Source organism: Limosilactobacillus caviae, from assembly GCF_014635905.1.
Classification (GTDB): domain Bacteria; phylum Bacillota; class Bacilli; order Lactobacillales; family Lactobacillaceae; genus Limosilactobacillus; species Limosilactobacillus caviae.
This window is the reverse complement of the sequence record NZ_BMDS01000001.1, coordinates 250,792-276,099: the sequence shown is the minus strand read 5'-3', so window position 1 is coordinate 276,099 and position 25,308 is coordinate 250,792. Positions and strand designations below refer to the sequence as shown.

At 38.3% G+C, this 25,308-nt stretch carries 31 protein-coding genes, 1 riboswitch and 1 other annotated feature; of the genes, 11 read left to right on the top strand and 20 right to left on the bottom strand.

Translation table 11 applies throughout. The features are described from left to right. Positions 1–13: 13 nt before the first annotated feature. From IEU90_RS01080 to IEU90_RS01060, 5 genes are all read right to left on the bottom strand, one after another. Positions 14–259 carry a cytochrome b5 domain-containing protein gene (locus IEU90_RS01080; RefSeq protein WP_153709328.1) on the bottom strand — a complete coding sequence of 82 codons (246 nt, stop codon included), beginning with the start codon at positions 257–259 and terminating at the stop codon, positions 14–16. Between the two features lie 18 nt (positions 260–277). After that, complete coding sequence (locus IEU90_RS01075; protein ID WP_153709329.1) at positions 278–496, bottom strand: cytochrome b5-like heme/steroid binding domain-containing protein; 219 nt, start codon at positions 494–496, stop codon at positions 278–280. A 137-nt stretch (positions 497–633) separates the two neighbouring features. Beyond that, on the bottom strand, positions 634–1,071 hold the full coding sequence (locus IEU90_RS01070; RefSeq protein WP_153709330.1) for a GNAT family N-acetyltransferase: 438 nt from the start codon (positions 1,069–1,071) through the stop codon (positions 634–636). A 174-nt stretch (positions 1,072–1,245) separates the two neighbouring features. Beyond that, positions 1,246–1,902, bottom strand: a complete 657-nt coding sequence (locus IEU90_RS01065) for an NAD(P)H-binding protein (protein WP_188357605.1) — start codon at positions 1,900–1,902, stop codon at positions 1,246–1,248. A 128-nt stretch (positions 1,903–2,030) separates the two neighbouring features. Then, entirely contained in the window at positions 2,031–2,342 is a 312-nt protein-coding gene (locus IEU90_RS01060; protein ID WP_153709332.1) for a winged helix-turn-helix transcriptional regulator, read from the bottom strand. A gap of 103 nt (positions 2,343–2,445) precedes the next feature. Between IEU90_RS01060 and IEU90_RS01055 the strand changes: the two genes are divergently transcribed. Further along, positions 2,446–3,048, top strand: coding sequence for a nitroreductase family protein (locus tag IEU90_RS01055; RefSeq protein WP_153709333.1), 603 nt, complete (start codon positions 2,446–2,448; stop codon positions 3,046–3,048). A 65-nt stretch (positions 3,049–3,113) separates the two neighbouring features. Next, on the top strand, positions 3,114–3,551 hold the full coding sequence (locus IEU90_RS01050) for a winged helix-turn-helix transcriptional regulator (protein WP_153709334.1): 438 nt from the start codon (positions 3,114–3,116) through the stop codon (positions 3,549–3,551). Positions 3,552–3,560: 9 nt separating this feature from the next. Here IEU90_RS01050 and IEU90_RS01045 read toward each other — a convergent pair whose 3' ends face one another. The 3 genes from IEU90_RS01045 to IEU90_RS01035 form a co-directional block, all read right to left on the bottom strand. Further along, on the bottom strand, positions 3,561–4,874 hold the full coding sequence (locus tag IEU90_RS01045) for a hypothetical protein (RefSeq protein WP_153709335.1): 1,314 nt from the start codon (positions 4,872–4,874) through the stop codon (positions 3,561–3,563). Between the two features lie 11 nt (positions 4,875–4,885). Next, positions 4,886–6,067, bottom strand: a complete 1,182-nt coding sequence (locus IEU90_RS01040) for an MFS transporter (protein WP_153709336.1) — start codon at positions 6,065–6,067, stop codon at positions 4,886–4,888. A gap of 155 nt (positions 6,068–6,222) precedes the next feature. Next, a complete protein-coding gene (locus IEU90_RS01035; protein WP_188357604.1) occupies positions 6,223–7,545 on the bottom strand; it encodes a C1 family peptidase in 1,323 nt (440 codons plus the stop codon). A gap of 218 nt (positions 7,546–7,763) precedes the next feature. On the opposite strand from IEU90_RS01035, the gene IEU90_RS01030 reads away from it, so the two are divergent. The 6 genes from IEU90_RS01030 to asnS all read left to right on the top strand — a co-directional run bounded on the left by IEU90_RS01030 (position 7,764) and on the right by asnS (position 15,023). Continuing rightward, positions 7,764–8,405 carry an NAD(P)H-binding protein gene (locus IEU90_RS01030; protein WP_153709337.1) on the top strand — a complete coding sequence of 214 codons (642 nt, stop codon included), beginning with the start codon at positions 7,764–7,766 and terminating at the stop codon, positions 8,403–8,405. Between the two features lie 149 nt (positions 8,406–8,554). Continuing rightward, a complete protein-coding gene (locus tag IEU90_RS01025; RefSeq protein ID WP_153709338.1) occupies positions 8,555–11,092 on the top strand; it encodes a M1 family metallopeptidase in 2,538 nt (845 codons plus the stop codon). 115 nt (positions 11,093–11,207) lie between these two features. Then, a riboswitch (THF riboswitch) is annotated at positions 11,208–11,303 on the top strand. Positions 11,304–11,357: 54 nt separating this feature from the next. Then, complete coding sequence (locus IEU90_RS01020) at positions 11,358–11,915, top strand: folate family ECF transporter S component (protein WP_188357679.1); 558 nt, start codon at positions 11,358–11,360, stop codon at positions 11,913–11,915. Between the two features lie 4 nt (positions 11,916–11,919). After that, a complete protein-coding gene (locus IEU90_RS01015) occupies positions 11,920–12,321 on the top strand; it encodes a GNAT family N-acetyltransferase (RefSeq protein ID WP_153709339.1) in 402 nt (133 codons plus the stop codon). A 55-nt stretch (positions 12,322–12,376) separates the two neighbouring features. Continuing rightward, positions 12,377–12,631 (top strand) — a binding site (T-box leader). Between the two features lie 63 nt (positions 12,632–12,694). Beyond that, positions 12,695–13,705 carry an aspartate--ammonia ligase gene (gene asnA, locus IEU90_RS01010; RefSeq protein ID WP_153709340.1) on the top strand — a complete coding sequence of 337 codons (1,011 nt, stop codon included), beginning with the start codon at positions 12,695–12,697 and terminating at the stop codon, positions 13,703–13,705. Between the two features lie 19 nt (positions 13,706–13,724). Further along, entirely contained in the window at positions 13,725–15,023 is a 1,299-nt protein-coding gene (gene asnS / locus IEU90_RS01005) for an asparagine--tRNA ligase (protein WP_188357603.1), read from the top strand. Positions 15,024–15,235: 212 nt separating this feature from the next. On the opposite strand, the gene IEU90_RS01000 is transcribed toward asnS, so the two are convergent. From IEU90_RS01000 to IEU90_RS00990, 3 genes are all read right to left on the bottom strand, one after another. Next, complete coding sequence (locus tag IEU90_RS01000) at positions 15,236–15,910, bottom strand: type 1 glutamine amidotransferase (RefSeq protein WP_153709341.1); 675 nt, start codon at positions 15,908–15,910, stop codon at positions 15,236–15,238. 100 nt (positions 15,911–16,010) lie between these two features. Further along, positions 16,011–16,373 carry a HesB/YadR/YfhF family protein gene (locus IEU90_RS00995; RefSeq protein WP_153709342.1) on the bottom strand — a complete coding sequence of 121 codons (363 nt, stop codon included), beginning with the start codon at positions 16,371–16,373 and terminating at the stop codon, positions 16,011–16,013. A gap of 49 nt (positions 16,374–16,422) precedes the next feature. Continuing rightward, on the bottom strand, positions 16,423–17,037 hold the full coding sequence (locus IEU90_RS00990) for a DUF7679 family protein (protein WP_153709343.1): 615 nt from the start codon (positions 17,035–17,037) through the stop codon (positions 16,423–16,425). A 99-nt stretch (positions 17,038–17,136) separates the two neighbouring features. Between IEU90_RS00990 and IEU90_RS00985 the strand changes: the two genes are divergently transcribed. Further along, complete coding sequence (locus tag IEU90_RS00985; protein WP_153709344.1) at positions 17,137–18,126, top strand: asparaginase; 990 nt, start codon at positions 17,137–17,139, stop codon at positions 18,124–18,126. A gap of 85 nt (positions 18,127–18,211) precedes the next feature. On the opposite strand, the gene IEU90_RS00980 is transcribed toward IEU90_RS00985, so the two are convergent. The 6 genes from IEU90_RS00980 to IEU90_RS00955 all read right to left on the bottom strand — a co-directional run bounded on the left by IEU90_RS00980 (position 18,212) and on the right by IEU90_RS00955 (position 22,632). Beyond that, positions 18,212–19,015 (bottom strand): SDR family NAD(P)-dependent oxidoreductase, encoded by an 804-nt coding sequence (locus IEU90_RS00980; protein WP_153709345.1) that lies wholly within the window; start codon positions 19,013–19,015, stop codon positions 18,212–18,214. A 149-nt stretch (positions 19,016–19,164) separates the two neighbouring features. After that, positions 19,165–19,566, bottom strand: coding sequence for a phosphate-starvation-inducible protein PsiE (gene psiE, locus IEU90_RS00975; protein WP_163705114.1), 402 nt, complete (start codon positions 19,564–19,566; stop codon positions 19,165–19,167). A gap of 21 nt (positions 19,567–19,587) precedes the next feature. Further along, positions 19,588–20,589: a DUF1002 domain-containing protein gene (locus tag IEU90_RS00970; RefSeq protein ID WP_153709346.1), complete on the bottom strand. Its 1,002-nt coding sequence runs from the start codon at positions 20,587–20,589 to the stop codon at positions 19,588–19,590. 98 nt (positions 20,590–20,687) lie between these two features. Beyond that, positions 20,688–21,287: an NAD(P)H-binding protein gene (locus IEU90_RS00965; protein ID WP_153709527.1), complete on the bottom strand. Its 600-nt coding sequence runs from the start codon at positions 21,285–21,287 to the stop codon at positions 20,688–20,690. Between the two features lie 2 nt (positions 21,288–21,289). Further along, positions 21,290–21,784, bottom strand: a complete 495-nt coding sequence (locus tag IEU90_RS00960; RefSeq protein WP_188357602.1) for a PadR family transcriptional regulator — start codon at positions 21,782–21,784, stop codon at positions 21,290–21,292. Beyond that, on the bottom strand, positions 21,772–22,632 hold the full coding sequence (locus IEU90_RS00955) for an alpha/beta hydrolase (RefSeq protein WP_153709347.1): 861 nt from the start codon (positions 22,630–22,632) through the stop codon (positions 21,772–21,774). The genes IEU90_RS00960 and IEU90_RS00955 overlap by 13 nt, the downstream gene beginning before the upstream one ends. A gap of 145 nt (positions 22,633–22,777) precedes the next feature. Between IEU90_RS00955 and IEU90_RS00950 the strand changes: the two genes are divergently transcribed. Continuing rightward, on the top strand, positions 22,778–23,080 hold the full coding sequence (locus tag IEU90_RS00950; protein WP_153709348.1) for a type II toxin-antitoxin system Phd/YefM family antitoxin: 303 nt from the start codon (positions 22,778–22,780) through the stop codon (positions 23,078–23,080). Then, complete coding sequence (locus IEU90_RS00945; protein ID WP_153709349.1) at positions 23,077–23,412, top strand: type II toxin-antitoxin system YafQ family toxin; 336 nt, start codon at positions 23,077–23,079, stop codon at positions 23,410–23,412. The genes IEU90_RS00950 and IEU90_RS00945 overlap by 4 nt, the downstream gene beginning before the upstream one ends. Positions 23,413–23,569: 157 nt before the next feature. Here IEU90_RS00945 and IEU90_RS00940 read toward each other — a convergent pair whose 3' ends face one another. From IEU90_RS00940 to IEU90_RS00930, 3 genes are all read right to left on the bottom strand, one after another. After that, positions 23,570–24,106, bottom strand: coding sequence for a DapH/DapD/GlmU-related protein (locus IEU90_RS00940; RefSeq protein ID WP_188357601.1), 537 nt, complete (start codon positions 24,104–24,106; stop codon positions 23,570–23,572). A 152-nt stretch (positions 24,107–24,258) separates the two neighbouring features. After that, entirely contained in the window at positions 24,259–24,744 is a 486-nt protein-coding gene (locus tag IEU90_RS00935; RefSeq protein ID WP_153709351.1) for a flavodoxin, read from the bottom strand. 83 nt (positions 24,745–24,827) lie between these two features. Then, entirely contained in the window at positions 24,828–25,274 is a 447-nt protein-coding gene (locus IEU90_RS00930; protein WP_153709352.1) for a MerR family transcriptional regulator, read from the bottom strand. Positions 25,275–25,308: the final 34 nt, after the last annotated feature.

Here is a 25,308-nt window from a genome sequence, read left to right as displayed (position 1 = left end):
GTATTCTCTCGCCTTAATTTTCACCTGCTAAAACGCCGACTTTAGGCAAGTTGGCAAGAACACGATCCTTATGCGGTGAATCCTTATATAAAGCATCAGTCAAATCGTTCCCCGCTTGGTGTCCGTGGTGTTCTCCACCTTTCCATGCAGCAACATTAGTCACATCATATACTGTCCCATTGACAGCTACATATGCCGGATTACCATCTTTGCCATTAAACTTGTGTAGTTCGTCTAAAGTAAATGTCTTTTGCGTCATTGTAAAACACTCCTTTACCTAATCCGCCAACTTCCCAACTACTGGCAATTCAGCTAGCAATTTTTCTTTGTCAGCTGAACGATCAAAAACCAGTTCCATTAATTTCTTGGTACTAATCCCTTTTTTCGGTGCATCAGTAATATCATATACAATTCCATCAATTGCCATATAATGAGGCTTACCGTTATCACCATTATATTTTGCCAATTCCACACGCGAAAATTCTTTTGCAGCCATCAATAGTTCCTCCTAAAGATTATTACCAATTTAAATATAACACTACTATTTAATAAATAAACCTAAAAGCACTCAAATAGTTAAATAATAAGCATCAAAATATCGATTAAATTATAGTTAAATCTAGAATAAGACAGCTAATTTAATACCATGTCCAAATGCGGAATATTGTCCTCAAGATATATAGCAGAAATTGGCTTAAAGCCGAACGAAGCATAGAAATCTTTAAGGTATGCTTGTGCTTGAATCTGAATCATTTTATCCGGAAAAAGTTGTTTTGCTTCGTCAATTGTTGCTTGAACTAGCTGCCGCCCATAATTGTGTCCGCGAAATTGTTTTAGTACTAACACCCGGCCAAATGTCGCATGGCGTTCATCTTTATCCATAATTCGTGTATAGCCCACTAATGCACCCTGGTCATTCTTCAACATCAAATGATATGCCGAGTAATCTAACTCATCAATTTCTTGATAAGGACATTCTTGTTCAACCACGAATACTTTTACCCGTTCTTCTGCTAATTTGCACCATTCTATAGCTGACATTTCACTTAATTTTTTTATTTCTACATTCATACCAAATCCTCCTAAAAATAAAAGAGCACTAGCCAACTTCTTCATGTCATTGTGACAGGCCCTAGTAGAAGATGGTCAGTACTCTTATTGCCTATAATCCGGGGACTAAAGGCGAGTTCTTATAAATATTCGAGTTTAGTATACCACTGATGTAAAAACCTCACAAATAGCCAACTAGTACCAAGCTGGTTTATCACCATCAGTACCAGGTTTATTTACCCCAAAGTTTTTACGGGCATACGGCGCGGGGTTATCAATAATTTTCGCCACAAAATTACCAATAGATTTGCGTGAGACCTCGGTTCCTTTGAATGATTCTCCCTTTTCAGTCGTTTCATAATCAACTTCATCTTTATCTGTTAACCAAGCTGGTCGGATAATCGTGTAATCAAGGGCTGAATTTTCAATGACATCGGCTGCACTTCGGTAGGTTCCCAAGTAGCTATCTTTTTGACCGCCACCCAGCATTTCATTATTCCATTCACCAAATTTACCGGGTACTTCATTGTAAATACCGATTGATGAAATCCAGATTAACGGTTTAACAGCGTATTTTTCCATCAAACTGACAATATTTTTCGCTTGCTGTGTAATTTCAGGATTACGTAAATTAGCGTAAACAATATCTGCACGTTCAATTGCCGGTTCAAGGTCACCGATGTTTAAAACATCCCCCTTAATAATTGTTTCACGCCTCTTATCGACAACATCTATATTTTGTGGGTGACGAGTAAATAGTAGTAACTTATCATCACCATTAGCTAATAATGCATCAATCGCATATCCAGCAATTTTTCCAGTTGCGCCAAGAATTAAAACTTCTTTTGCCATAACTTCTAACCTCCTCATAAATTCTACTTTTAGTATACCGTCTTCTTTATTGATTAAAAGTAAGCACTTTTAAGTAAGGTAGTTACATCCGAGTAAGATATTATTGATAGCCAGGCGATTGGCTGTTTTTAATTTTTTGTGTATTTTTCGCCCCACTGATTAATTGACTTAATTATCGGAATTAAACTTTCTCCTACCTCTGTTAAAGTATATTCAGTCTTAAGAGGAACTTCTGAATATACTTGTTTCTGAATAATTCCCGCCTTTTCTAGGTCTTTTAATTGAAGCGCCAGCAGTCGTTTTGAACAATCGGGAATCAATTTCTGTAATTCTGAAAAATGACATGGTCCATGCGTACTAATTTGATATATGATTACGCTTTTCCACTTTCCATTTATTAACTTAAGCGTATTTTCGATGGGACAATCTTTTCTTACCATTTTTACCCCTTTCACTGGTGAAATAAAATTCACTTCTTGTATCTTTTTAATTTTAGGTTACTATTAGTAAGTAAACAAAAGCGAATATATGGGAGTGATTTTTATGAATTCACAATTTAACACTTTTGCGGCAAAGCGACGTTCAATCTATGCTCTTGGCAATAACCTTTCACAAACGCCAGAAGAGATTTTTGATTTAGTAAAAGAAACAATTAAAAATTCACCAACCGCATTCAACAGTCAAACAGTCCGCGCAGTCATTTTATTTGGTCAATCATCTGACAAAGTATGGGACATCGTTGAAGATACCCTGCATAAGATTGTGAAGGATCCTAATGCTTTTGCAAAAACCAAGGAAAAAATTGCTGCTTTTAGGGCTGGTTACGGAACCATCCTCTATTTTACAGATACTGCAATTGTGCACCAATTAGAAAATGATTACCCATCATATGCTGATAATTTTGCTAACTGGGCTGAACAAGGCCTCGGGGGAGCACAACAAGCTGTCTGGACCGCTCTCGCTGAAAATGGGATTGGTGCTAGTCTTCAACATTATAACCCATTAATCGATGATGCTATCCATCAAACATTTAATATCCCCGCTAATTGGCAATTACGTGCTGAAATGCCATTTGGGTCGATTGAAGCTGCAGCTGGAGAAAAGACACATCTTAATGACGAAGAAATGTTTAAATTAATTAAGTGATCCTGTTTTTCTTTACCTCCAATAACGTTATATAATTAAGTAGAGACGCTAAAGGAGGTATTTCGATGGAACAACACCCGAAAATGTATAATACAGGCGCCGATTATGCTCTATCAATTATTGGCGGCAAATGGAAATCAGTCATTCTCTACCTTTTAGCTGGTCACCCCCGCCGAACTAGTGAGCTTGTTAAGCAATTAGGTACCTCGTATAAGGTATTAAGTGACCAACTTCGGGAAATGACGGATGCTGGTCTCGTTGTCCGCAAAAGTTTTAATACTATTCCTCCCCATGTCGAATATCGCCTAACTGCTGAGGGTGAAAATCTTTATGCCGCCCTCCGCTACCTTAACTACTGGGGTGAAAATCGGGCAAGAATAACCGGTGATGCTAAAATTATGTGTACCGACGAAATGAAACAAAGCGGTGATGATGGTTTGTGCGTTATCACTAAAAAGCACCTTAATCATTGGAAACAAGAAATTGTAAAAAGCAAGGACTGAGAGATACTTCTATCTGAGTTCTTGCTTTTTTGAATTATTTAGTTTAAATGCTAACCACATAACGAACAAAATCATATATCCGGCCAGAATAATATGGGTATTCATGACGATTGGGAAACTCTGAATACTGGTTTTACCTAGTGAAAGGGCACCAAAAATCTTGTTCATTCCTGCTGTGCCGGCGAAGATAAACAAGCTTCCCCACATTACTAACTGTGAAACTATCCCTGCAATTGATGCATAGTAATAATTGACAATTAATGAAATATTATAATTATGAGTTGCCTTTTCGTAATCATTAATCACTATTTTACGTTCTGCACCCGCGAAGCTACGAATAATAAATATACCAATAAAATATGTTGGCAACCAGAACGTTAAAAGAATACCGATTATTATCATTACTAAATTAATTTGATAATTTTCAAAATGAAACAAGCGGTGAGTTTGCTTCACGAGTATGCCGCCAAATACAAATGCGAATAAATAAGCTATGATCGTCCATGAATACATTTTTGTTCCATACAAAGCGCCAATAAAAATGGTGCTATATAAGGTCCAATATTGACCACAGACACCATATAACATTATTCGCTGCCGTAAATGATTCGGATACTGAAGCAATTGACGATGGTTTAAGATCAACACAAGAATCATTGTAATAAGGAAAATTAACAAAAGCGCGCTTCCCCATTCAAGAGGCTGGCCAATTCCTAAGCTTCTTCCTAAGCGCAACAGTAGCATTGCCCCAAGTAACACTAATGCAAGTAAGTAATTAGCCCAGCGTAAATGAACGGGCCATGGGTGGACTGCGCGTGGGGTGTCCCAAATAGATGCCATCGCACAGAGAGTAACAACGAGCATTAAAGCAAAACTAATTGCAGGAGTCTTTATTTCAACTACTATTCCCACAGCAACTAAAACGATCACCAGCTGAAATATTGGTTTAAGCCGCTTCTTTTGAGGAAGCAGTCCTTGTTTCCTTAAGCGTCCCCGCTGATTAATTGCAGTTGGAAATAATCGAGAAGCAATTCCAGCTCCAACTCCAGATAAATCCCAAAAAACAGGCTGAAATCCACCAAACAGTCCTAATAAGTAGCCAATAACTCCACTATAAAGACCAATCCAAGCTAGACGCTGATAATCATATTCTAGGTCACGACAAAACAATAAAATTGTATGGCGAAAAGCATAAAAAATAGCGAACGGTAACGCACCTACAAAAATATCAGATTGTCCTTTAGTAAGCGAAATGTACACTATAAAGGGCATTAAATTTAATAATAAGCTACAAACACCCGTGAATTTTTCTAATCTTTTCATTTTTACTACTCCTAATGATGATCAATTGCGTCATTTAATTTCTTCCGATTTGCTAAGAATATAATAACAATTAGCGGAATGATGAATAACATTACCGGATAGAAGTATTTAACCGGCAAAGTGCTATCAATAATTCCACCGATAACCGGACCTAATGTCATTCCAATATCGAGTCCAAGGAAAAACGTCGAACTTGCTAATCCACGCTCAGTATCTGGCGCTAACATCATTGCTGTAGATTGACAAACAGAGTAAATAATCCCATAGCCAAATGCCATCCCCGCAGCTGCTAATCCCATTTCAATATTAGTCTTCATGACAGTTAGCATAATTAAGTAAAAGATGGTTGCAACCGTACTTAAAATTAGCCAAGGCTGAAAACGGACCGTGTCAAACTGATTCCGTAAAAACAACCGACTTAGTAAAAGAACTACTGCATAAATTAAGAAGTAGGCACCAACAGCAATTGATAAATGTCGCTGCTCGGCATATTCAACAATATCTGCTTGCGTTGCAAAATAAGGAATAGCAAATAATGCCACGATCAACGCTACAGGAACCGCATCACGCTGGATAATTTTAATATGCAATTTTTTATTTTTATCTACTGGCTGTTTAATAACTGGGTTCGCACGATTGCCAACAAATTGAACCGTTATTACCACCATTAGTGCTGAAATGGCAGAAACAATAATTGCTGTCCGATAGCCAACTACCTTATATAAATTAATTGAAACAGCCGGCGCACATGCCATCGCTAAGGCGTTCATCAAGCCATAAAAGCTCATCGCTTCACCTACATGCTTAATTGGAACCAAGTAGGCTAACCACGTTGTCATACAAACGGTACATAGCACATATCCCATCCCATTAACTAGCCGAAACAGTAATAAAAGGCCACTATTAGGAGTTATTACATAGCCTAATACGCCTAGAAAACATAACGTACCCCCAATAAAAGATAAACGGTATTTTGAAAAGTGATCAGTTAAGTTACCAGCGATCGGCCGCAAGAACATCGCCACAATACTCATCATGCCGACAATGATCCCTGCAAAAGCGCTAGATGCTCCTAAATCTTGAGCATACCCATTAATTAACGGGTTGCAATACATATTACTAAACATAAAAAAGAATGAAGCCGCCATTACTAGCCGAACATCTTTTGAAAAAATTCTCTCTTTTTTTGCCATCAATTCTCCAGCTTTCTCTGCAATTATTACTGTTTAACTTCTACTTTCTATCATACAACCATTTTCAGTATATCCATAATTTCCCGGGAAATTAACAAAAAAAGAAACAGGTTTTTATTTCCTGTTCCTCAATATCCTCATAATATTCTATTTCATTACTGTAATGAATCCCACGCTGGTAAAATTGCTGGCTCGCTTGCAGCTACTTTCTTTACCCGATCACTAAGGTACTTTTTATTAATAACTGCCTCATAAGTATATTCTTCAAACCAATCTTGCGTCATAACAAAGTAACCATTATCACCGTTATCTTTGCCCCAACTATTTTCAATCTTCCACCGTGTTGGTTGGTCATTCACCATATCAAAGCCAGTCAATGTCATCGCATGTGAAACAACACCCTGTTTAGTTTCTAAACGATGCTTTTTATCCATTACAAAATCAACATCAAGCAGTTCTTCACGATGATATAGCTTGGCATCCATTAAACCTCGCTTACGATCCATTTGTTGGAGAACATCATTACCAACCCAAACAGTTTCGCCAGCCTTTAATTGCTTAATAGCCCCTTCTTGTAATTCTTCAAAAGGAACATTGACAAATTTAATTGGTAATCCGTCAACAACACTATCTTGGGCAGGCATTAAGTAACTACGATCCATTTCATGATCAGGAGCATTAGTAACTACAATATAATCATTTAAGTTTGTGTCAAAATATTCATGATAGAACTTCAATGGTGTCAAACCAAGGACCTGATGAAACTTTTTATCATCATCACGGTATTCAAGATCAAACTTTGCAGGCGGTTCACCAAATGAGTACGCTGCAATCTTATAAACGTCACCCATCATTCGCTCTTGTGCTTCTTGTAGTTCCTTTTCACTTGCATTTGTCTGAACCATTGTCCGCAATTCAAGCGCATCTTTACGCATCAAACTGTCAAACACTTCTGCAACATCTGAGGTATCCTTGGTATTATGGGTATCTGGCATTACATATTCAGGAACAACGCCATATTTTTCAATAATAGAAGCCGCATTAGCCCATTGTCCGCCATCATTTAATGCAAAACTAAAGTAGAAATCAACGGTGCGATCATGCAAGGGCTTGTCTGCTGTTGCAATAATCTTTTGGAAGAACATATTTGCCCGTTCAATTCGGTCCCAGAAAAACAAGTAATTTTGTGATAATTCAAAGTCCTTAAACTTATATTTTGTTGCAAATTTATGACGAAGTGTATTTAAGGCCGCAAATGACCAGCAACGTCCACTATGCCGTTGATTTGTTGGCTTACCAGTCTTAATTTCATAAGAAAATGCCCGATGAAGGCGTTCACTTGATGCCGGATCTTCACTTGACGCCTTAATTCCATTCTTTTGTATTGCCCGGGCAATAATTTCTGCATCCTTACGCGAATGAAATTCTTTCTTTAATTTTTCAACCATTTTTGAAGTTAAATCATGTTCTTCAGTCACAATAAATCCCTTCTTTGTATAAAATTTTCAAATGACTCATACACTATTAATGATACCGCACTTTATATAAAATTATTGAACTAACGGCCTCTTCCTTGCTTTTTATAATTGCTATTTCTTTTAGGCTTATAAAAAGTAAGCTATAATTATGTTAGTAAGTCATCTTTACTTATAAATTGTATCAATTGCGTTAAAATTTTATTTAGGAGGTCGATTTTATGAAAAAAGTATTTGTTGTCGGCGGTTCAGGTCGTGTTGCTACTGATTTAATCAAAGATTTGGTTGCTACTGGCAATGAGGTTACTGCCGGTGCTCGTCACCCAGAAAAAGTGATTAAACTAAATCATGTTACAGCTATCGAATTAAACTTGCATGACAGCGTTGAAAAAATTGCTGAATTAATGAAGGACGCAGATGCAGTTTACTTTGTTGCTGGTTCACGTGGCAAAGATCTGCTCCAAACAGATGCCATGGGTGCGGTTAAAACAATGCAAGCCGCCGAAAAAAATGGTATTAAGCGTTATATTATGCTAAGTTCCCTCTATGCTCTACAACCTGAAATGTGGTCCAAGATTCCATCATTAGCAGGCATTATGGACTACAATGTGGCGAAGTTCTTCGCTGATAATTACCTTGTCTCCAATACCAACTTAGATTACACCATCCTTCAACCAGCAAGTCTAGTTGAAGAACCTGGTACAGGTAAAATTCAAATTGGTGAAGGATCTGCTACCACTAACCCGATTCCAGATGTTGCACAAACTTTAGCAGATATTTTACAACATGACAACACAATTGGTCATGTAATCATGATGCGGAGCGGTAATACCCCTATTGAAGAAGCATTAGCTAAAATTTAAATTCATTTTACAGGTTGTCGGCCAGTCTGGAATGGCGTAAGATTGGTCTACAACTTTTTTCTATCTTAAAGTCAGGTAATAGTTTAGCTAATTTTTCTAATCAGCCGTATAATAAACATTAAAAACATATTAAGAAGGGGACCTTACGTATGGCAGAACTCGATCGTTTTTATAATACTTTTCAACCAGATCATTATGATGTCTTTATTGATGTTAATCGTGCAGAAAAAACAATTAATGGTAAGACGACAATCACTGGTAATGCAAGTACTCCTAAGATTGCAATTAACCAAAAGAATTTGCAGGTTACCAGTATTCAATCTAATGGTCAAGAATTAAACTTTAGTGTTGATAATGATGCTGAAGCGGTTTGGATTACCCTTCCTCAAACTGGCAAGGTAACTTTTACGGTTACTTATAATACCAAGCTGACTGATTCAATGATGGGAATCTATCCATCATATTACGAAGTTAACGGCGAGAAAAAGCAGATCATTGGGACACAGTTTGAAACAACTTTTGCACGACAGGCATTTCCTTGTGTTGATGAACCAGAAGCAAAGGCCACTTTTAGTTTAGCAATTAAATTTGATGAACATCCTGGCGAAACCATCATTGCTAACATGCCAGAAGATCACGTTGAAGATGGTGTCCACTACTTTGAACCAACTGTCCGAATGTCAACCTACCTCGTTGCGTTTGCTTTCGGTGAACTTCAAAGTAAAATGACTACAACTAAAAGCGGTGTTAAGGTCGGTGTCTTTGCCACTAAGGCTCACCAGCCAAAGGAACTTGACTTTGCGTTGGATATTGCTAAACGGGCAATTGATTTCTATGAAGACTTTTACCAAACACCGTACCCTCTTCCTCATTCATGGCAGTTAGCCTTACCAGACTTTTCTGCTGGGGCAATGGAAAACTGGGGATTGGTAACATACCGTGAAGCTTATTTGCTGCTCGATCCAGATAACACTTCTCTTGAAATGAAACAATTAGTCGCAACGGTCATCACACACGAATTAGCCCATCAATGGTTTGGTGATCTCGTCACAATGAAGTGGTGGGACGACTTATGGCTTAATGAAAGTTTTGCCAACATGATGGAGTACGTTGCTGTCGATGCCCTCCAACCCGACTGGCACATTTGGGAACTTTTCCAAACTTCAGAAGCCCCAATGGCATTACAGCGGGATGCTACTGATGGCGTTCAATCAGTTCACGTCAACGTTAATAACCCAGCTGAAATTGATGCCTTGTTCGATGGTGCTATTGTTTACGCAAAGGGCTCACGGATGTTGGTAATGGTCCGCGCCCTCCTAGGCGACAAGGCGTTGCGTGAAGGTCTTAAGAATTACTTTGCCGCTCATAAGTACAACAACGCAACCGGTGCTGACTTATGGAAGGCTCTCGGTGATGCATCAAAACTCAACATTGGTAAGATTATGAATTCGTGGCTTGAGCAACCAGGCTATCCCGTGGTAACCGCACAAATCGATCAAAACGGTGACTTAGTACTATCACAGAAACAATTCTTTATTGGTGACGGTAAAGATGTTGACCGTCAATGGCAGATTCCACTTAATAGTAACTATGATGCTGCACCACAAATTATGGCTGATAACTCTATTAATCTTGGTAATTATCAGTCATTGCGAGAAAGTAACGGTCATCCGTTCCGCCTAAATGTCGGCAACAACTCGCACTTTATTGTGAAATATGATGACACATTATTGGCTGATATCCTTGACCATACTGATGAATTAGACCCAATTTCACAACGGCAGCTTTTACAAGATCTACGTTTGCTTGCTCAAGGTCAACAAGTATCCTATGCTTCATTAATCCCATTGATGACTAAGTTTAAGGATAGCAAGTCATCAATTGTTAATGCAGAACTTTATCAAATCGCAAATAACTTAAAAATGTTTGCAACACCGGGGTCACCTGCAGAACAAGAACTGCGCCAATTCTTTGACTTCTTAAGCCAAGATCAAGTTGCGCGGCTTGGTTGGATGCCACAAGATGGTGAAAGCAATGATGATCAATTAACACGACCATATGTAATTAGTGCTTCGCTATATGCCCACAATACTGATTCAGTTTCCAAAGCACACCAGATTTTTACTGATTATCAAGATAAGCTTGAAAGTCTTTCGGCAGATATTCGTGGTTTTATCTTAAAGAATGAGGTTCAAAACTATGGCAGTGAATCACTCTTTAAGAAATTAGTTACTGCCTACCAGCAAACCGCTGATGCTAGTTATAAGCAAGACTTACGAATGGCAATCCCAAGTACAACTGACCCTGCGCTTATTAGTAAGGTTGTTAGTTACTTTGAAGATGCTAATGTTGTCAAACCACAAGATCTCCGTGCATGGTATCGGAGTCTCTTAGTTAACAATGCTGGACAACAAGCTGCTTGGAACTGGCTTCGCGACGAATGGCAATGGTTAAACGATACAGTTGGCGGTGATATGGAATTTGCAACGTTTATTACTGTAACTGCTGGTATTTTCCATACTTCTGAACGATTAAAAGAATTCAAGGATTTCTTTGAACCAAAACTTAATACCCCAGGCTTAACCCGTGAAATTAAAATGGATATCAAAGTAATTGAAAGTAAGGTTGCACTAGTTGAAAAAGAGCAAAATGCGGTAAATGAAATGATTGCCAAAAGTTTAAACTAAATAATATATCAAAAAAGGAACTATGACATTGAAATTGCTTGTTATAGTTCCTTTTTGTTTTACTTTTGCCATCATTTTTATTGTTTAATATCCGTACTTATCGTATACTTCAATTGTTGGGGTAGGAATCCCAGAGTCATTGTCCAGCGGAACGGAATGTGAACGTTGGAAGGAAGCTTTCGCGCTGCTTTGGTTTTCCGCATTCACCATAAACGGAAACGTCAATGTGTTCCCTGACAAATTTTTATAAGGGAGTGGATTGATGATGTCTACGTTATCTTTTACCGGACCACGGTTTACGACTAAGAACCTAACCTTAGCAGCGATGTTGATTGCTTTACAGGTTATATTGGAAAAACTCTCAATCGGTGATCCGTCAGTATTAAAATTTAGTTTCGGCTTTGTTGCAACTGCCCTTCTCGGGTACTGTCTCGGCCCATGGATCAGCGCCTGGGCAATGATCGTTGCAGATATAATTAGTAATACTATTCTTAGTTCAGGTAGTTTATTCTTCCCTGGTTTTACTTTATCGGCCTTCATTTCTGGAATAATTGCCGGAATGTTTTTATACCAGCAACGAATTAGTTGGCAGCGAGTATTAGTATATGAATTTTTTCAAATTTTGCTTACAAACGTGATTGGAACAACTCTCTGGCTCTACCTGATGAGTTTGAGTTCTAGTAGTAGCAGCCATACTTTTATGGCGTTATTATTTATCCGTCTTCCGAAAGAACTTATTACTTGGCCGATTGAATCACTGATTGTATTAGTCATTCTACGTCAAATATCTCGAATGAATTTAATTACAAAGAATCATGATTAGAAAAATGAAACCGACTGACATCGATAATATTATGACTGTTTGGCTAACAGCTAATTTAGAAGCTCATCCTTTTATCGACTCCAAATACTGGTATCAAAATGTCTCCGCTGTTAGAAATGCGATTCTGCAAGCAGAAGTTTATTGTTTTGTCGACAATCTTGATCAAGTTAATGGTTTTATTGGTCTCCAAGGAAGTTATATTGCGGGACTATTTGTCACTAAGCATTATCGATCGCAGCATATCGGAACCACGCTACTTAATATTGCTAAAGAAAAGCACCAGGTTTTAACCATAAATGTGTATATGAAAAACCAGGCAGCAATTAATTTTTACTGTCACAATGGCTTTAATATTACCAAGCATAGCGATATTGAAGCTGAAATGACATGGTCTAAGATAAAATAATTTAAATAAAGTATTGCATTTTAAAAGAATTAGGTTAAAATACAATTAACAAAATAAAAAAGCGATGAGAAAGAAGAGTAACTAGTTGTATTCGTTCAGTGAACCGATGATAGTGAGAAATCGGTCGACCCTACGCTAGTGAATAACACTTTCGCGAGTGCTGCCAACCCAAATGAGTTTACTTAAAGTAGGCTTGGCCGGATCTGGACCGTTACCTTACCAGCAGAGCATTATAGCGTGTTCTTGAGGAGGTCTAGATATTTCTAGACAATTTGGGTGGTACCGCGGAAAAAAGCCTTTCGTCCCTTAGTTTTAGGGAACGAAAGGCTTTTTTAATTCATTCCTAAATCTAATATTTAAGGAGTTGTCTATTATGGACTTAACTATTCCAGCGGATTACGATCCACGACTTTCAATTCGAGAAACAGAAGCAGCTATTCGTTATATTCGTGAAACATTCCAAGATGAATTTGGTAAAGAATTAAACCTTCAACGGATGTCAGCGCCGATGTTCGTTGAAAAAAGCACTGGACTAAACGATAACTTAAACGGCGTCGAACAACCGGTGTCTTTTGAAATGAAGGACATGCCTGGAGAAACAGTTGAAGTTGTTCATTCACTAGCCAAATGGAAACGTCTTGCGCTTAAACGGTACGGTTTTGGAATGCACGAAGGTCTTTACACCAACATGAACGCCATTCGTAAAGAAGAAGACCTTGATAACTTCCACTCAATTTATGTCGACCAATGGGACTGGGAAAAAGTTATTGCTAAAGAAGAACGAACGGAAGAAACATTAAAAGATACTGTCCGAACGATCTTCAAGGTGATTAAGCATATGGAACACGAGGTTTGGTATAAGTTTCCACAAGCCGTATACCACCTGCCTGATGAAATTCACTTTGTAACTACCCAAGAACTTGAAGATCGCTGGCCTGACTTAACCCCAATGGAACGTGAAGATAAGATTGCTAAAGAACTTGGCGCCGTCTTTGTAATGAAGATTGGTGATAAGTTAAAGCGCAGCGGTAAGCCTCACGATGGCCGGGCACCAGATTATGATGACTGGAGTTTAAACGGTGACATTATTTTCTGGTATGAACCTTTACAGCGGCGGATTGAAATCTCCAGTATGGGAATCCGGGTTAGTCCTGAGTCAATGAAGTATCAGCTCGAACAGGCTGGTGCAACTGATCGTGAAAAATTACCTTTCCATAAAATGTTGCTCAATGGCGAATTACCATATACAATTGGTGGAGGAATTGGTCAGTCACGCCTTTGCATGCTCCTACTTGGTAAGGCCCATGTTGGAGAAGTACAAGCAAGTATCTGGCCAGAAGATATGATTAAGAAGTGTGAAGCAGCACACATTCAGATTTTATAATTTAAGGGAGAGTATAGAAGTGGAAACTATTACAATTAGTCAAGCTCCTCAACACGTTGGGGAAACTGTTAAAATTGGTGTTTGGTTAACTGATAAGCGTTCAAGCGGTAAGATTGCATTCTTACAATTACGAGATGGAACCGGCTTTTTCCAAGGAATTATCCGAAAAAATGATGTTTCAGAAGAAAAATTTGATTCTGCAAAACATGATCTTCACCAAGAAACTAGTTTTTGGGTAACTGGTGAAATCGCTGAAGACAAGCGTTCAAAGTTTGGTTATGAAATCCATATCAAAGACTTTGAGATTGTGGGTGAAAGTGAAGAATACCCAATTGGTAACAAGGAACACGGTATTGACTTCTTACTTGACAATCGTCACTTATGGTTACGTTCACGCAAGCCATGGGCACTAATGCGGATTCGCAGCCGCGTTAAGCTTGCAACAATGGAATTCTTTGACAAGCATGGTTTCACCCAATTTGATGCTCCAATCTTAACTGGAAGTGCTCCTGAAGGTACTACTGAATTATTTGAAACAGATTACTTCGACCGGTCAGCCTACCTTTCACAATCCGGTCAATTATACGGTGAAGCTGGTGCGCTTGCACTTGGCCGTATCTACACTATGGGTCCTACTTTCCGGGCTGAAAAATCTAAGACCCGTCGTCACTTAATGGAATTCTGGATGATTGAACCAGAAATGGCTTGGATGCATGAGGATGAAAGCGAAGAAATTCAAGAACAATACGTCGCCTACCTAATCCAAGACTTAATTGACCACTGCGCAACTGAATTAGAAATGGTTGGCCGAAGCGTTGAAAGTTTGAAGCCATTTACTGAACTTCCTTACCCACGAATCACCTACAAAGAAGCGATTGAAATGCTTAAGAAAGGCGGCTTTGACGTTGAATACGGCGCTGATTTCGGTTCACCAGAAGAAACCTACCTTGCCGACCAATTCAAGAAGCCAGTCTTTATCAAGAATTATCCAAAAGAAATCAAAGCATTCTACATGCCACAAGACCCAGATGACGCTCGTCAAGTTATCTGTGCCGACTTGTTAGCACCAGAAGGCTACGGTGAAATCATCGGTGGTTCCGAACGTGCATATGACTACGAATACATCACTAGCAAGCTAGAAGAAAATGGTTTAAGCAAAGAAAACTATGGCTGGTATGATGACTTACGGAAGTACGGTTCAGTTCCTCACTCTGGATTTGGAATGGGTCTTGAACGATTCCTTGCTTGGATCACCCTTCAAGATCATATTCGGGAAAACATTCCGTTCCCACGGATGCTTAACCGGTTGAATCCATAAAAGGTAAAAATTGTCATGATAAATATTATTTTAGAATATCGGGCCTCTTTATTTACTAGTTAGAGGACTAAAGAGTTGAGATTTTTTCTCAGCTCTTTTTCTTTACTAAAAAGCCCCCTGGGTATCAGATGAATTGCTATTTCATCTATATACTCAGAGGGCTTTATAACATAAAGCTGTTCCGCTTTCCTTAGAAAAAATATATTCAATTACTAACTATTCTTCATCATAAAATCCAACAATTGGTACATAACTCGCTTATTTTCAGTAGGAACATCATGCGCAATAATCTCGGCACCCGTTTGATGCAAGTCATTATGGTCCAATGGGTATTGATCATCATTAACTGCAATCTCACGAACATTGTCTGGACCTGGCTCAAAGTGGAATTGGAGGCCAATTACGTTACCATTCATAATAAATCCTTGGTTCTTAACCAAATCGCTGCTAAATAACAGGTCTGCTTGGTCTGGAACTTCAAACATCTCTTCGTGCCAATGTAAAGCAGTTAACTTTTCAGGAATACCAGGAATAATATTATTCTTTAGGTATACTGGCGCCCATCCGACTTCCTTGTGAGGTGCTTTTTTAATCGCATATCCTAACGTTTTTGCAATCTGCTGTGCCCCATAACATGCTCCAAAAATAGGTTTATGGGCATCTAACAATTGCTGAATCAATACGCGCTCTTGCTTAATCCATGGTAAGTCATCATTAGGACTCATTGGCCCGCCAAGAATAATCAGCATATCGGTCTCAGTAGCTGTCGGAAGATTGCCAAACTGATATGGATGATAAATATACATCTCATGACCGTGATCCTGTGACCATTGCTGAATTGTTCCGGGTCCCTCATTAGGTGTATGTTGCAAAACATTGATTCTCATCGAATATCCTTTCCGTCGACGGCAATGTTGGGCTAGGTATCGCCTGCAAGTACCTAAGATATTATTGTTATACCATTATCACAATCGGTTAACAATGTATTTATTCCCAGTATTCCTCATATTTGCTGGACGCACCAGTAGAAGCATCAACGTCAGTATTTCCGTTATGTTCCCATTTAAAATTGAAGGTCGGCTGAGCATCGTTTTCAGTGTAATCAACCGTCACAATCATCCCTGAAAAGAACCACCCATCATCGAAATTAATATGGTAGCTGATCCCATCCTTTTCAGTTACAACTGTCGCATTATCTAAGTTATCTTCAACAGCATAACCCTGCTCTGGACTATGCTTAACATTATGCGGCTGAACTGTTTTACCATAAAGCTTTATCCCACTGCCACTTGTCAGATTCAAGTTCTTCTTAAACCACTGACTAGCATTATCTGTAATAATCAGTTGCATTTTAATCGCTCTCCTCTCAAGAACACTTACTAATAATAAGATACAATAATTAAATTATTAACTCAACAGCCAAAATAATAGCACCTACTATCAACACTAAACTAGTCCCAATAAATAAAATGTAGCGCCATACCTGTTGACGCACCTGTTTTACCTTTTGCTGGCGATATTGTGTAAGGATTGCCTTAATCCGTTGTTGGTTCTGTGGTTGAAAATCATGAGTAAGAAAACTTATTTCCCGTGATAGTTGGACCTTATTAAAAAACCACTTAACCTGTGAATAATGCGGCTTAATAAACTGACTCCTTGTTATCCACCGTGGATTACCGGTTCGGACCGGCAGAATTAAAATTCTAGTAACAATTGCTGGCTTTATTTTTGCTTTTCCTTCATGATAGTGCGAAACTGGTACATTTATTAATGCCCCTAGTAAAATATCTCGCCACTTCCCAGGATGATGCCGACGATGCTGATCTAATGGTTGTTGAAGATCACGGGCTAATTGATAGTTTCCTATCTTGCCGTCCATAAACTGTACTTGCACCCAATAGTACCATTGGTTAGAGTCGTGGGGCTTTTTTCGCCTTTTCACTTTTGGCTTTATTTCTTGATGATATAAAGCCCGTTTTGAAAATGACCAATTCCGTATATCCGGCTCTCTCATTAACTTTCCCCTTTTCCGTGATAATGCCACGTTAAATTGCTTGTGTTTATAAAAACTACAATTTAAAATAATAACAAAAATTGAATCATGGTGACTAAAATGACTAAAAAATTATTGCTTCTCTCCACCGGTGGCACAATTGCGTCAGTTGTGTCAGATGAAGGACTTGCTCCTGGAGAATCAGGGGAAGAATTAATCAAAATGCTCGGCCGACTTGAATATGATATTACTGTCCGCGATATTTTAGAATTAGATTCTTCAAATATTCAACCGGAAGAATGGAAAATTATTGCTGAGGCGATCTATGATCATCGAAACGATTATGATGGAATCGTTGTTTCGCACGGTACAGACACAATGGCTTACACTGCATCGATGCTGACGTTTATGCTTCAACACCTTAATATCCCCGTAGTCTTAACCGGAAGCCAAGTACCAATGAATGTGATTCTTAGTGACGCGCCTGATAATTTACGGCTAGCTTTCACAGCGGCAGCAAACTGTGCCCCTGGTGTCTATATCGCCTTTAACCGCAAAGTGATGCGTGGCTGCCGAAGTGTGAAGGTCCGGACAACCGCATTTGATGCTTTTGAAAGTGTTAATGTCCCACCAGTGGGCGAAGTAACCTCTGATGGTTTCTCCTTAAAAGACCACCGCATTCCTGAATCTGGCGAATGTCAGTTAAACACAAAGATCGACACCCACGTTTCACTAGTAAAACTTTTCCCCGGCTTTGATCCTGCCCTCCTCCATGCTATGGCTAAAAACGGTTGTCATGGTATCGTTATTGAGGCCTATGGATTGGGCGGAATGACCTCAATCCGTCGTAATATGGTAGCTGCCGTTGGTGAACTTATCCGCAATGGAATTCCAATCATCACGACTAGCCAGTGTCTTTACGAACGAAGCGATCTGACCAAGTATGAAGTTGGACGGTTAGCGTTGCTTGAGGGAGCTATTAGTGCTCGGGATATGACCTCTGAAAGTGCAATTGCCAAATTAATGTGGGGGTTAGGTCAGGGAATGGACGTTAAAGCCATTACTAACTTCTTCGATATGGATGTCGCTGGCGAAGTTACCCTCGACTAACCTTAAATTTTAATAACATAACAAGAAAGTCCTCTAGTACCCCATAAAAATGGCTGCTAGAGGACTCTTATTATTTCACTTTATATTAATTTTGCTTGATCTTACCACTGATAACATCACTATAAATTGGTGTTGGTAATCCAAATCCGCCACAAACAGGGACTAATTCGCCAGTGATATTGCGTGCCTCGTCACTTGCGAGAAATGCAACCGCATTAGCAATGTCTTCAGGCTCAACAAATTTGCCAAGCGGAACATTATTTAAGAACGTTTCCATAAAGTCCTTAGATAAATTCTTAATAGCGTCAGTATCAACCATTCCTGGTAAGACCGCGTTACAACGAATCTGTTGACGGGCATATTGAACAGCAATATTCCGTGTTAATGAATCAATGGCTGCTTTGGAGGTCGTATAAGCTAGACGCGAGACATCCGGTGTTGTTCCGGCAACCGAAGAAATATTAACAATGCTTCCGCCAGTTTTTTGTTTCATCATCTGTTCAACAGCGTAACGTGTACCGTAGTAGACACTACCAATATTTTCCTTAATAATGGCAAAGAATTTTTCTGGATCGCCAGTTGTCAGCGTTAAATCATGCGCAATATCAGTTGTTCCAAAATTATTAACTAGGATATCAATTCGACCAGCGTCTTTAACTACTTCATCGACCATTGGCTTATATGAACTAAAGTCAATCGCATTGTAAACTACCCGCCGATAGTGATCGTTTTCCGCATGCAGCTTATTAGTCAAATTAATGTCTTTATCACTATCACGAACTGCCATATAAACAATCGCACCATCTTCAACAAACTTTTTAACAATCGCAAAACCAATTCCGCGGCTACATGCCGTTACAATTGCAACTTTTCCTGTTAAATCGCTCATATCTGCACCTTCCTTAATTAATAAATTTATAACTGCTTACAGTTTCATTATATTGAATTCGTTTTCAAAACTTAAGGATAATGCATTATATTTAATTTTTAACAATATAATTAAAAAACTGAGAACAAATTTTGCTCCCAGTTTTCGATTTATTTGATAAAACGGTTAAGGATAACCATTCCAATAATTAGCAGTAGAATGGCTAAAGCATACAAGACAATTTCAACCGGATCACCATGCGTTGCGATTAGTCCCCGCAATAGCGCTGTAACTCCTAAACTCATCAAAAAGTTAACGGAAATATGACCATTGTGTTTAAGCGCTGAAATAATCATTGCTATAAATTCAAAGAATAGGAAGAAAACAATCACATCATCGAGGATTTTAAAATAAACATTCGCCAGGTTTAAAGTAAATAACTGCGTGCTGAGGTTGAATAATTCAATAAATAATACAACGCTCAAACATATACCTAACAGGGCCATCGCAATAATTGTCAGCAATTGCAAAAAACGACTAAATTTAACAATAAACTGATTAAACTTTTCCACTTTGATTCTCCATCAACCTAGCTAGAACCAACTACGAACCCAGTTAACCAACCGTGTCCACCAAGATTGGGCCTCTTGTTGAATAGCCTGACCATCTTTAGAATTCAAAAATTTCTTAGCTTTATTCATCATGTCGCCAGATGAATTCTTTACATTATTAATAGTATCAGTAACGTGTGAACTATAGTCTTTGCTAGAACTGATTGGCGAATTATTAAACTGAACTAAGGCATTAATAATTGGCTGCTCATAATTCTTGGTTTCATTATAAATATTACGAGCTTCTAGTTTTTGATTAAATGTTGTCTGAATATCATTTTGCGTTGGGGTATTTCCCTGTTTCTTTTGCTGGTTAATCTCTTTTGTTGTATCACCAACCGCAGCCATTAATTTCCCAGGGTACTTGCTGTCATCTTTATTTGCCTCAATCGCACTATTTGTAGCGGTCAGCATTTGGTTAGCTGATTGCGTGTTTTGCTCATTAAGACCAACTCCATCGGCCGCAATTGCTTTATAAACCCCTGTCAACGCCGATTCACCAGACACAGCACGATTAGCACTAACGGTAATTGTTACATCGGTCACTCCAGCCATCTGGGCAACCATTGCATATTGCTGGGCGGTAACTTTAGTGATGTTATCCTCACCATTAAATTTTTTGACATTAACCTTTATTCCAGAACCTGGATCGGTCGGAACAATTGCCACTGAACTAACCATTGCAGCATTAGTAGTTGACCCGTTAGGATTGATGTACTTCTGATAGTCGCTTGCCGTTGCTGTCAGGTTAGTAAAATTATCATCAACTGCTAAAACGTTATCCAGTTCACTCTTATCTGCAGCTCCTGCACCATATACAACATATGACTTATTAAGCGTATGCGTTTGAGTGCTATTACTACTTGAACTTTCACTATTTGTAGTTTCAGCTGCTAATACACTAGTCTGCGTAACCGGAACAGCTAATAGCGAAAATGCTAGCGTTGACGCAAGCAATATCTTTGTTAACTTTTTCGAGTGCATGTGTGTTCTCCTTTTTCACGAAATAAGCTATTTTAATAATAAAAAAATTGTCCTAAAAATACTAGTAATTTACTAACATCTTTAGAACAGTTTAATGATTAATTCGGCGTATTTATTCCAACGCTATTTCGGGAGTATAGTCGATCGTCCTTAACTAGTCGCAGCACTAAATCAGCAATCGAACTTATCGTTGCATATTGACCACCAAATGGCTGCCCTTTCTGTGTTATTACATAATTAATCGGTCCGCGCATAAACCAGCCGGGACGAATAATCGTATAATTAAGATCCGAAGCTTCAATTGCATCAGCTGCCTGACGATAAGGAATTAAAGCTGGCTTATGCTCCAAGTTGTTAGCTGTCCCGATTGAATTTGGAATCTCATTATAAATTCCCATTGAAGTAATAAAAATTAGCCGTGAAACATGATTACGATTCATTGCGGCAATTATTTGCTCAGCGTACACTCCTAAAGGACCACGCAGAGCTACAAAAACTGCGTCCTGATTAATCATTGCTTTATCAAGATCAGCAGCATTCATTACATTGCCTGCGATTATATTTTCCTGGGGGTGCGGATCAATTTGATTTGCAGAACGGGCAAATAGCGTTAAATGATAATCAGTATTCTTCAAGAATTTTTGGCGAACCGCGCTTCCAAGAGTCCCAGTTGCTCCGAGAATCAAGACATTTTTCATCATTATTTCTCCTCCAACTGTTTTTGTACTTCCTCCAACCACTGAATCTGACCCTGCGTACGTGATATTGCACGCATCAAGATTAAGTAGTGACCATAATTATTTTGAATCATCGTATCATTAGTAAAAAGTTTTTGGCGACGGCAACCTAAATAATTAAGTTCTTTCTTTAATAGTACCAATTGTTGGGAAATTAGTTCAGGAATCCGCTTATCATTCATATCTTTGATAAAAAATAATTTTAGCGAAAAAAGGTCTTCATGTACCGGCAACTCTGTAACTAATTGGTTTAGCCAATCGTCCAGCGTCTTTTTACCGGTTGCGGTTATTTCGTAATACTTTTCCTTGGCATTATCACTACTCGTTGAAACTTTAATCCACCCATCATTTACCATTCTTCTCAATTCAGGATAAATCTGACTGTGCGATGCTTTCCAAAAATCACCAATTTCAGTACTAAATTCCGCTGTAACTTCACGACCAATTATTTTTCCCACAAGAACTTAATTAGTGCCTTATTTACTTGGCTATTATCATGTAATTTACTGTGTTGAGCATTCTTACCATGAATTTCGATCTCCTGATAAGACTTAGCCCGGTCAGCAACAAGGTACTTCAATGATTTAGCAGAATTAACTGGCACATCTTCATCAGAATGACTGCCATCACCAACATCACCATAAATATTTAGAACCGCGGTATTCTTAGGAAAAGTTTGGCGCAATCCTAATAATCCACGATATGCAGAATCCTGTTGCTCCGGTTCACCGGTTTGCGCATCTACTTTGGCCTCAGCTTCACGCTCTCCAACTAACCCATTATAATGACCGGCAATTGCGACTAAGTGGGCGACTTTAGGCAACTTTTTATTATTCACATTATCATTAATGTAGTTAATAATCTCTAAGTTTCCCATTGAATGACCAACTAAGTTAATCTGCTTATAATGATGTTGTTTTTGCAAAGCAACTACTACATTTTTTACATAAGTCCCACCGTGACGATACCCTTGAGCGTAATCATCCTGGTAACCAGCCAATTTATTATCCTCTAAATTCACTTCAACAATCGGGTTAACTGCATTAGCTGGGATTTGGCGGTTAAAAGTAACATTCCCCTTCTTATCAACATTTGCCCGGACAATTGTTTTAGTAACTCCTGCGTCACGAGCAGCGTTCGCCATCTTTTCTTCTGCATGGGAACTACTACCCCAGCCATGGACAAAGATTGTTGGGGTTGATGATTGAACATAGCTGACTTTAGCATCTCCTCTATGAGTAAAGCCTACTAATCCAAGCGCAACTACTATTAAAGTTAAAAAAATATTTTTAGTAATTTTTTGCATTTATTTCTCCTTTGTTTTATTTAAATTCTCTTAACTACAAGTTTTTCTCATAACCATTCTCACTGCAAATTTTATTTCCTATTATGGTAATAATGTACATAATAAAGTACAATATAGTGTAAAGAATACGAAGGGAGTCCTTATAATGCCAATTGCTACTACTCAAAGTGATTTTCGTAACCATATTAAAGACTACTTAGATCAAGTAAATGACGAAAATCAAACAGTGCTAATTGCACGTTCTAATCAACGAGCTGCAGCTGTTATCTCACAAGAACAACTCAATACTCTTCTTGAAGCAGTTAATGCCAAGGAAGATTCGCTAAATTATGCAATCGCAAGAGATAAGCTAATAGAAATGCATGTATTACCCGATGACCCAATCGTTGAACCAACTGACGACTATTGGAATAGTTTTAAACCAAAGGATAACCGTAGTAAACAATGATGTATCAATATAAACCACGAAAATCATTTGAAAGAAGCTTAACTTATCTTGCACAACTCGATATAACAATTATTGATGAAGTAAAAGAAGCTATTTTTATCCTACTAGATGGTGATACCCTTCCAAACGATTTCCACGATCATGAACTTGAAGGAAATTATACCGGTTATCGTGAATTTCATCTTCGCGATACCCCTAAAGGACAACAACCAACTGAAACAAACGATATTGTTATTATTTACAAAATTGACAATCAAGATTTAGTGCTGGTTGCTGTTGATATTGATTCCCATAAAAAATTATTCTATGGTCGCTATCATAAGAAACGATAGATTGATCTATTAGAAGCATTGTAGTATTACAAATTAACATCAAAAGGCTACTGAGCTAATACATTCCTAGGTCGGTAGCTTTTTTAGGCTTTGAATCCAAGAATCAATTTGTCTTAAATTATTCAATATTGCGCCCTGATTACACTAGTATCACTAATTATTTCTCTCCAATTTCCTTAATTATTTTTGCTGGTACGCCGGCCACAACTGTATTAGCCGGAACATCTTTCGTCACAACCGCGCCTGCCGCAACAACAGCATTTTTACCAACTGTTATACCAGGTAAAATCGTTGAATTAGCACCCAGCCAAACATTTTCATCAATCAGCACCGGCTTCATCTCAACCTCGTGCCTTTTCTGCGGGTCTAACGGGTGATTTACTGAAATAATCGTTGCATTCGGACCAACTAAAACTTTATCAGCTAATGTAATCCCGCCAAGGTCAGTAAACATTACACCACTATTGATAAAGACGCCTTTCCCAATTCTTAAATTAGCACCGTAGTCACTACGAATTGGCAATCTTATTTCAACCGAATCATCAATCTGCTGACTAGTAATCTTGCCAATCACCTGCCGAATTTCTTTTTGTGAAGCTGCACTGCTATTCAATTGTTGAAGAAGGTCTTGGTTTTTTAAAGCAGTTTTAGTAATCTCCTTTATCTCTTTAAGATCTGCGTGTTGCATTAACATCCCTCGCCTTATTGATTTGTTATATTCATCATAACTACTCACGGTAAGAATGTTAAAGACTTATATTTTATAGTTAACTATAACTAAAAGGAATGGTAAGACTATAAATATAGCTACTGACCCGAAGAGCTTCCCAATCAGTAGCTATTAAATTATGCCAAGCTAAGGTTATCTACCCATGAATCGATTTGACCGGCATTATTTAACACGGCTCCTTGATTAACCTTAGTATCATAATTATTTTCTTTGATTGCCCTTTCAATAAAGCTTTGCGAACGATCATAATTAGTTCCGCCAGAAGTGGCAAAAAGTGCTAAGTTCTTACCATTGAGATCTAGCTTATCAATTAAATCAGCAATCATTCGGGGTGGAATCGCCCACCAGATCGGGTGTCCAATCACGATATTATCGTATCCTGAAATATCTGGAAAATCCTCTTTAACAGCTACTCGACTATTGTGATCGTGCTGTTCGATTGACGTCCGACTAGTTGAATCATGCCAATCGAGGTCTGCGGCAGTATATGGCTGAGCAGCATGAATTTCCGCAATATCGGCATCTAATTTTTGAGCAACCTTTTCTGCAATTTTCTTAGTCGTGTTTGTTGCAGAGTAGTATAAAACAAGGGTCTTTGCCATATAAAATCTCTCCTTAATCATTTTATCTCTTAAGAATATGGTTAGTATAAGACTTAAAGTATACTTTAAGTCAAGCACTAAAATTAATTTTCATTTTCGATTTTTGAAAACACTTCCATAAGCGGCATTGACTCTAAAACATTCTTTTCCGTTCCATCTTTAACTGCTTGGTCATAATATGCACATTTAAAGTCTAAAATTTGTAAGTTCTTTTGCATTTCTTCCATTCTATTAAGAAATCTTCGCCGAATTGCGTGAAATAATTTTTGACGTTCAACAATTGAATCATCACCCTGAGCAATTAGTCGCGTATAATCCTGAATTTCTTTAAGCGTTAAACCGGTCTTTTTCAAACATTCGATCACCCGGATTGTATCAATATCCCTTTGAGTAAACTTGCGGATTCCGCGAGAGCTTTTTTGTAAATAAGGTAAAAATTCCAGACTATCATAGTAACGAATCGTCGAACTAGGAAGTCCGGTTATCTTTGAAACTTCACCAATTGAGTACACTTTTTCTGTCGTTAGCATGAGAATCCTCCTCTACTTAAAGTTAGCTTTAATT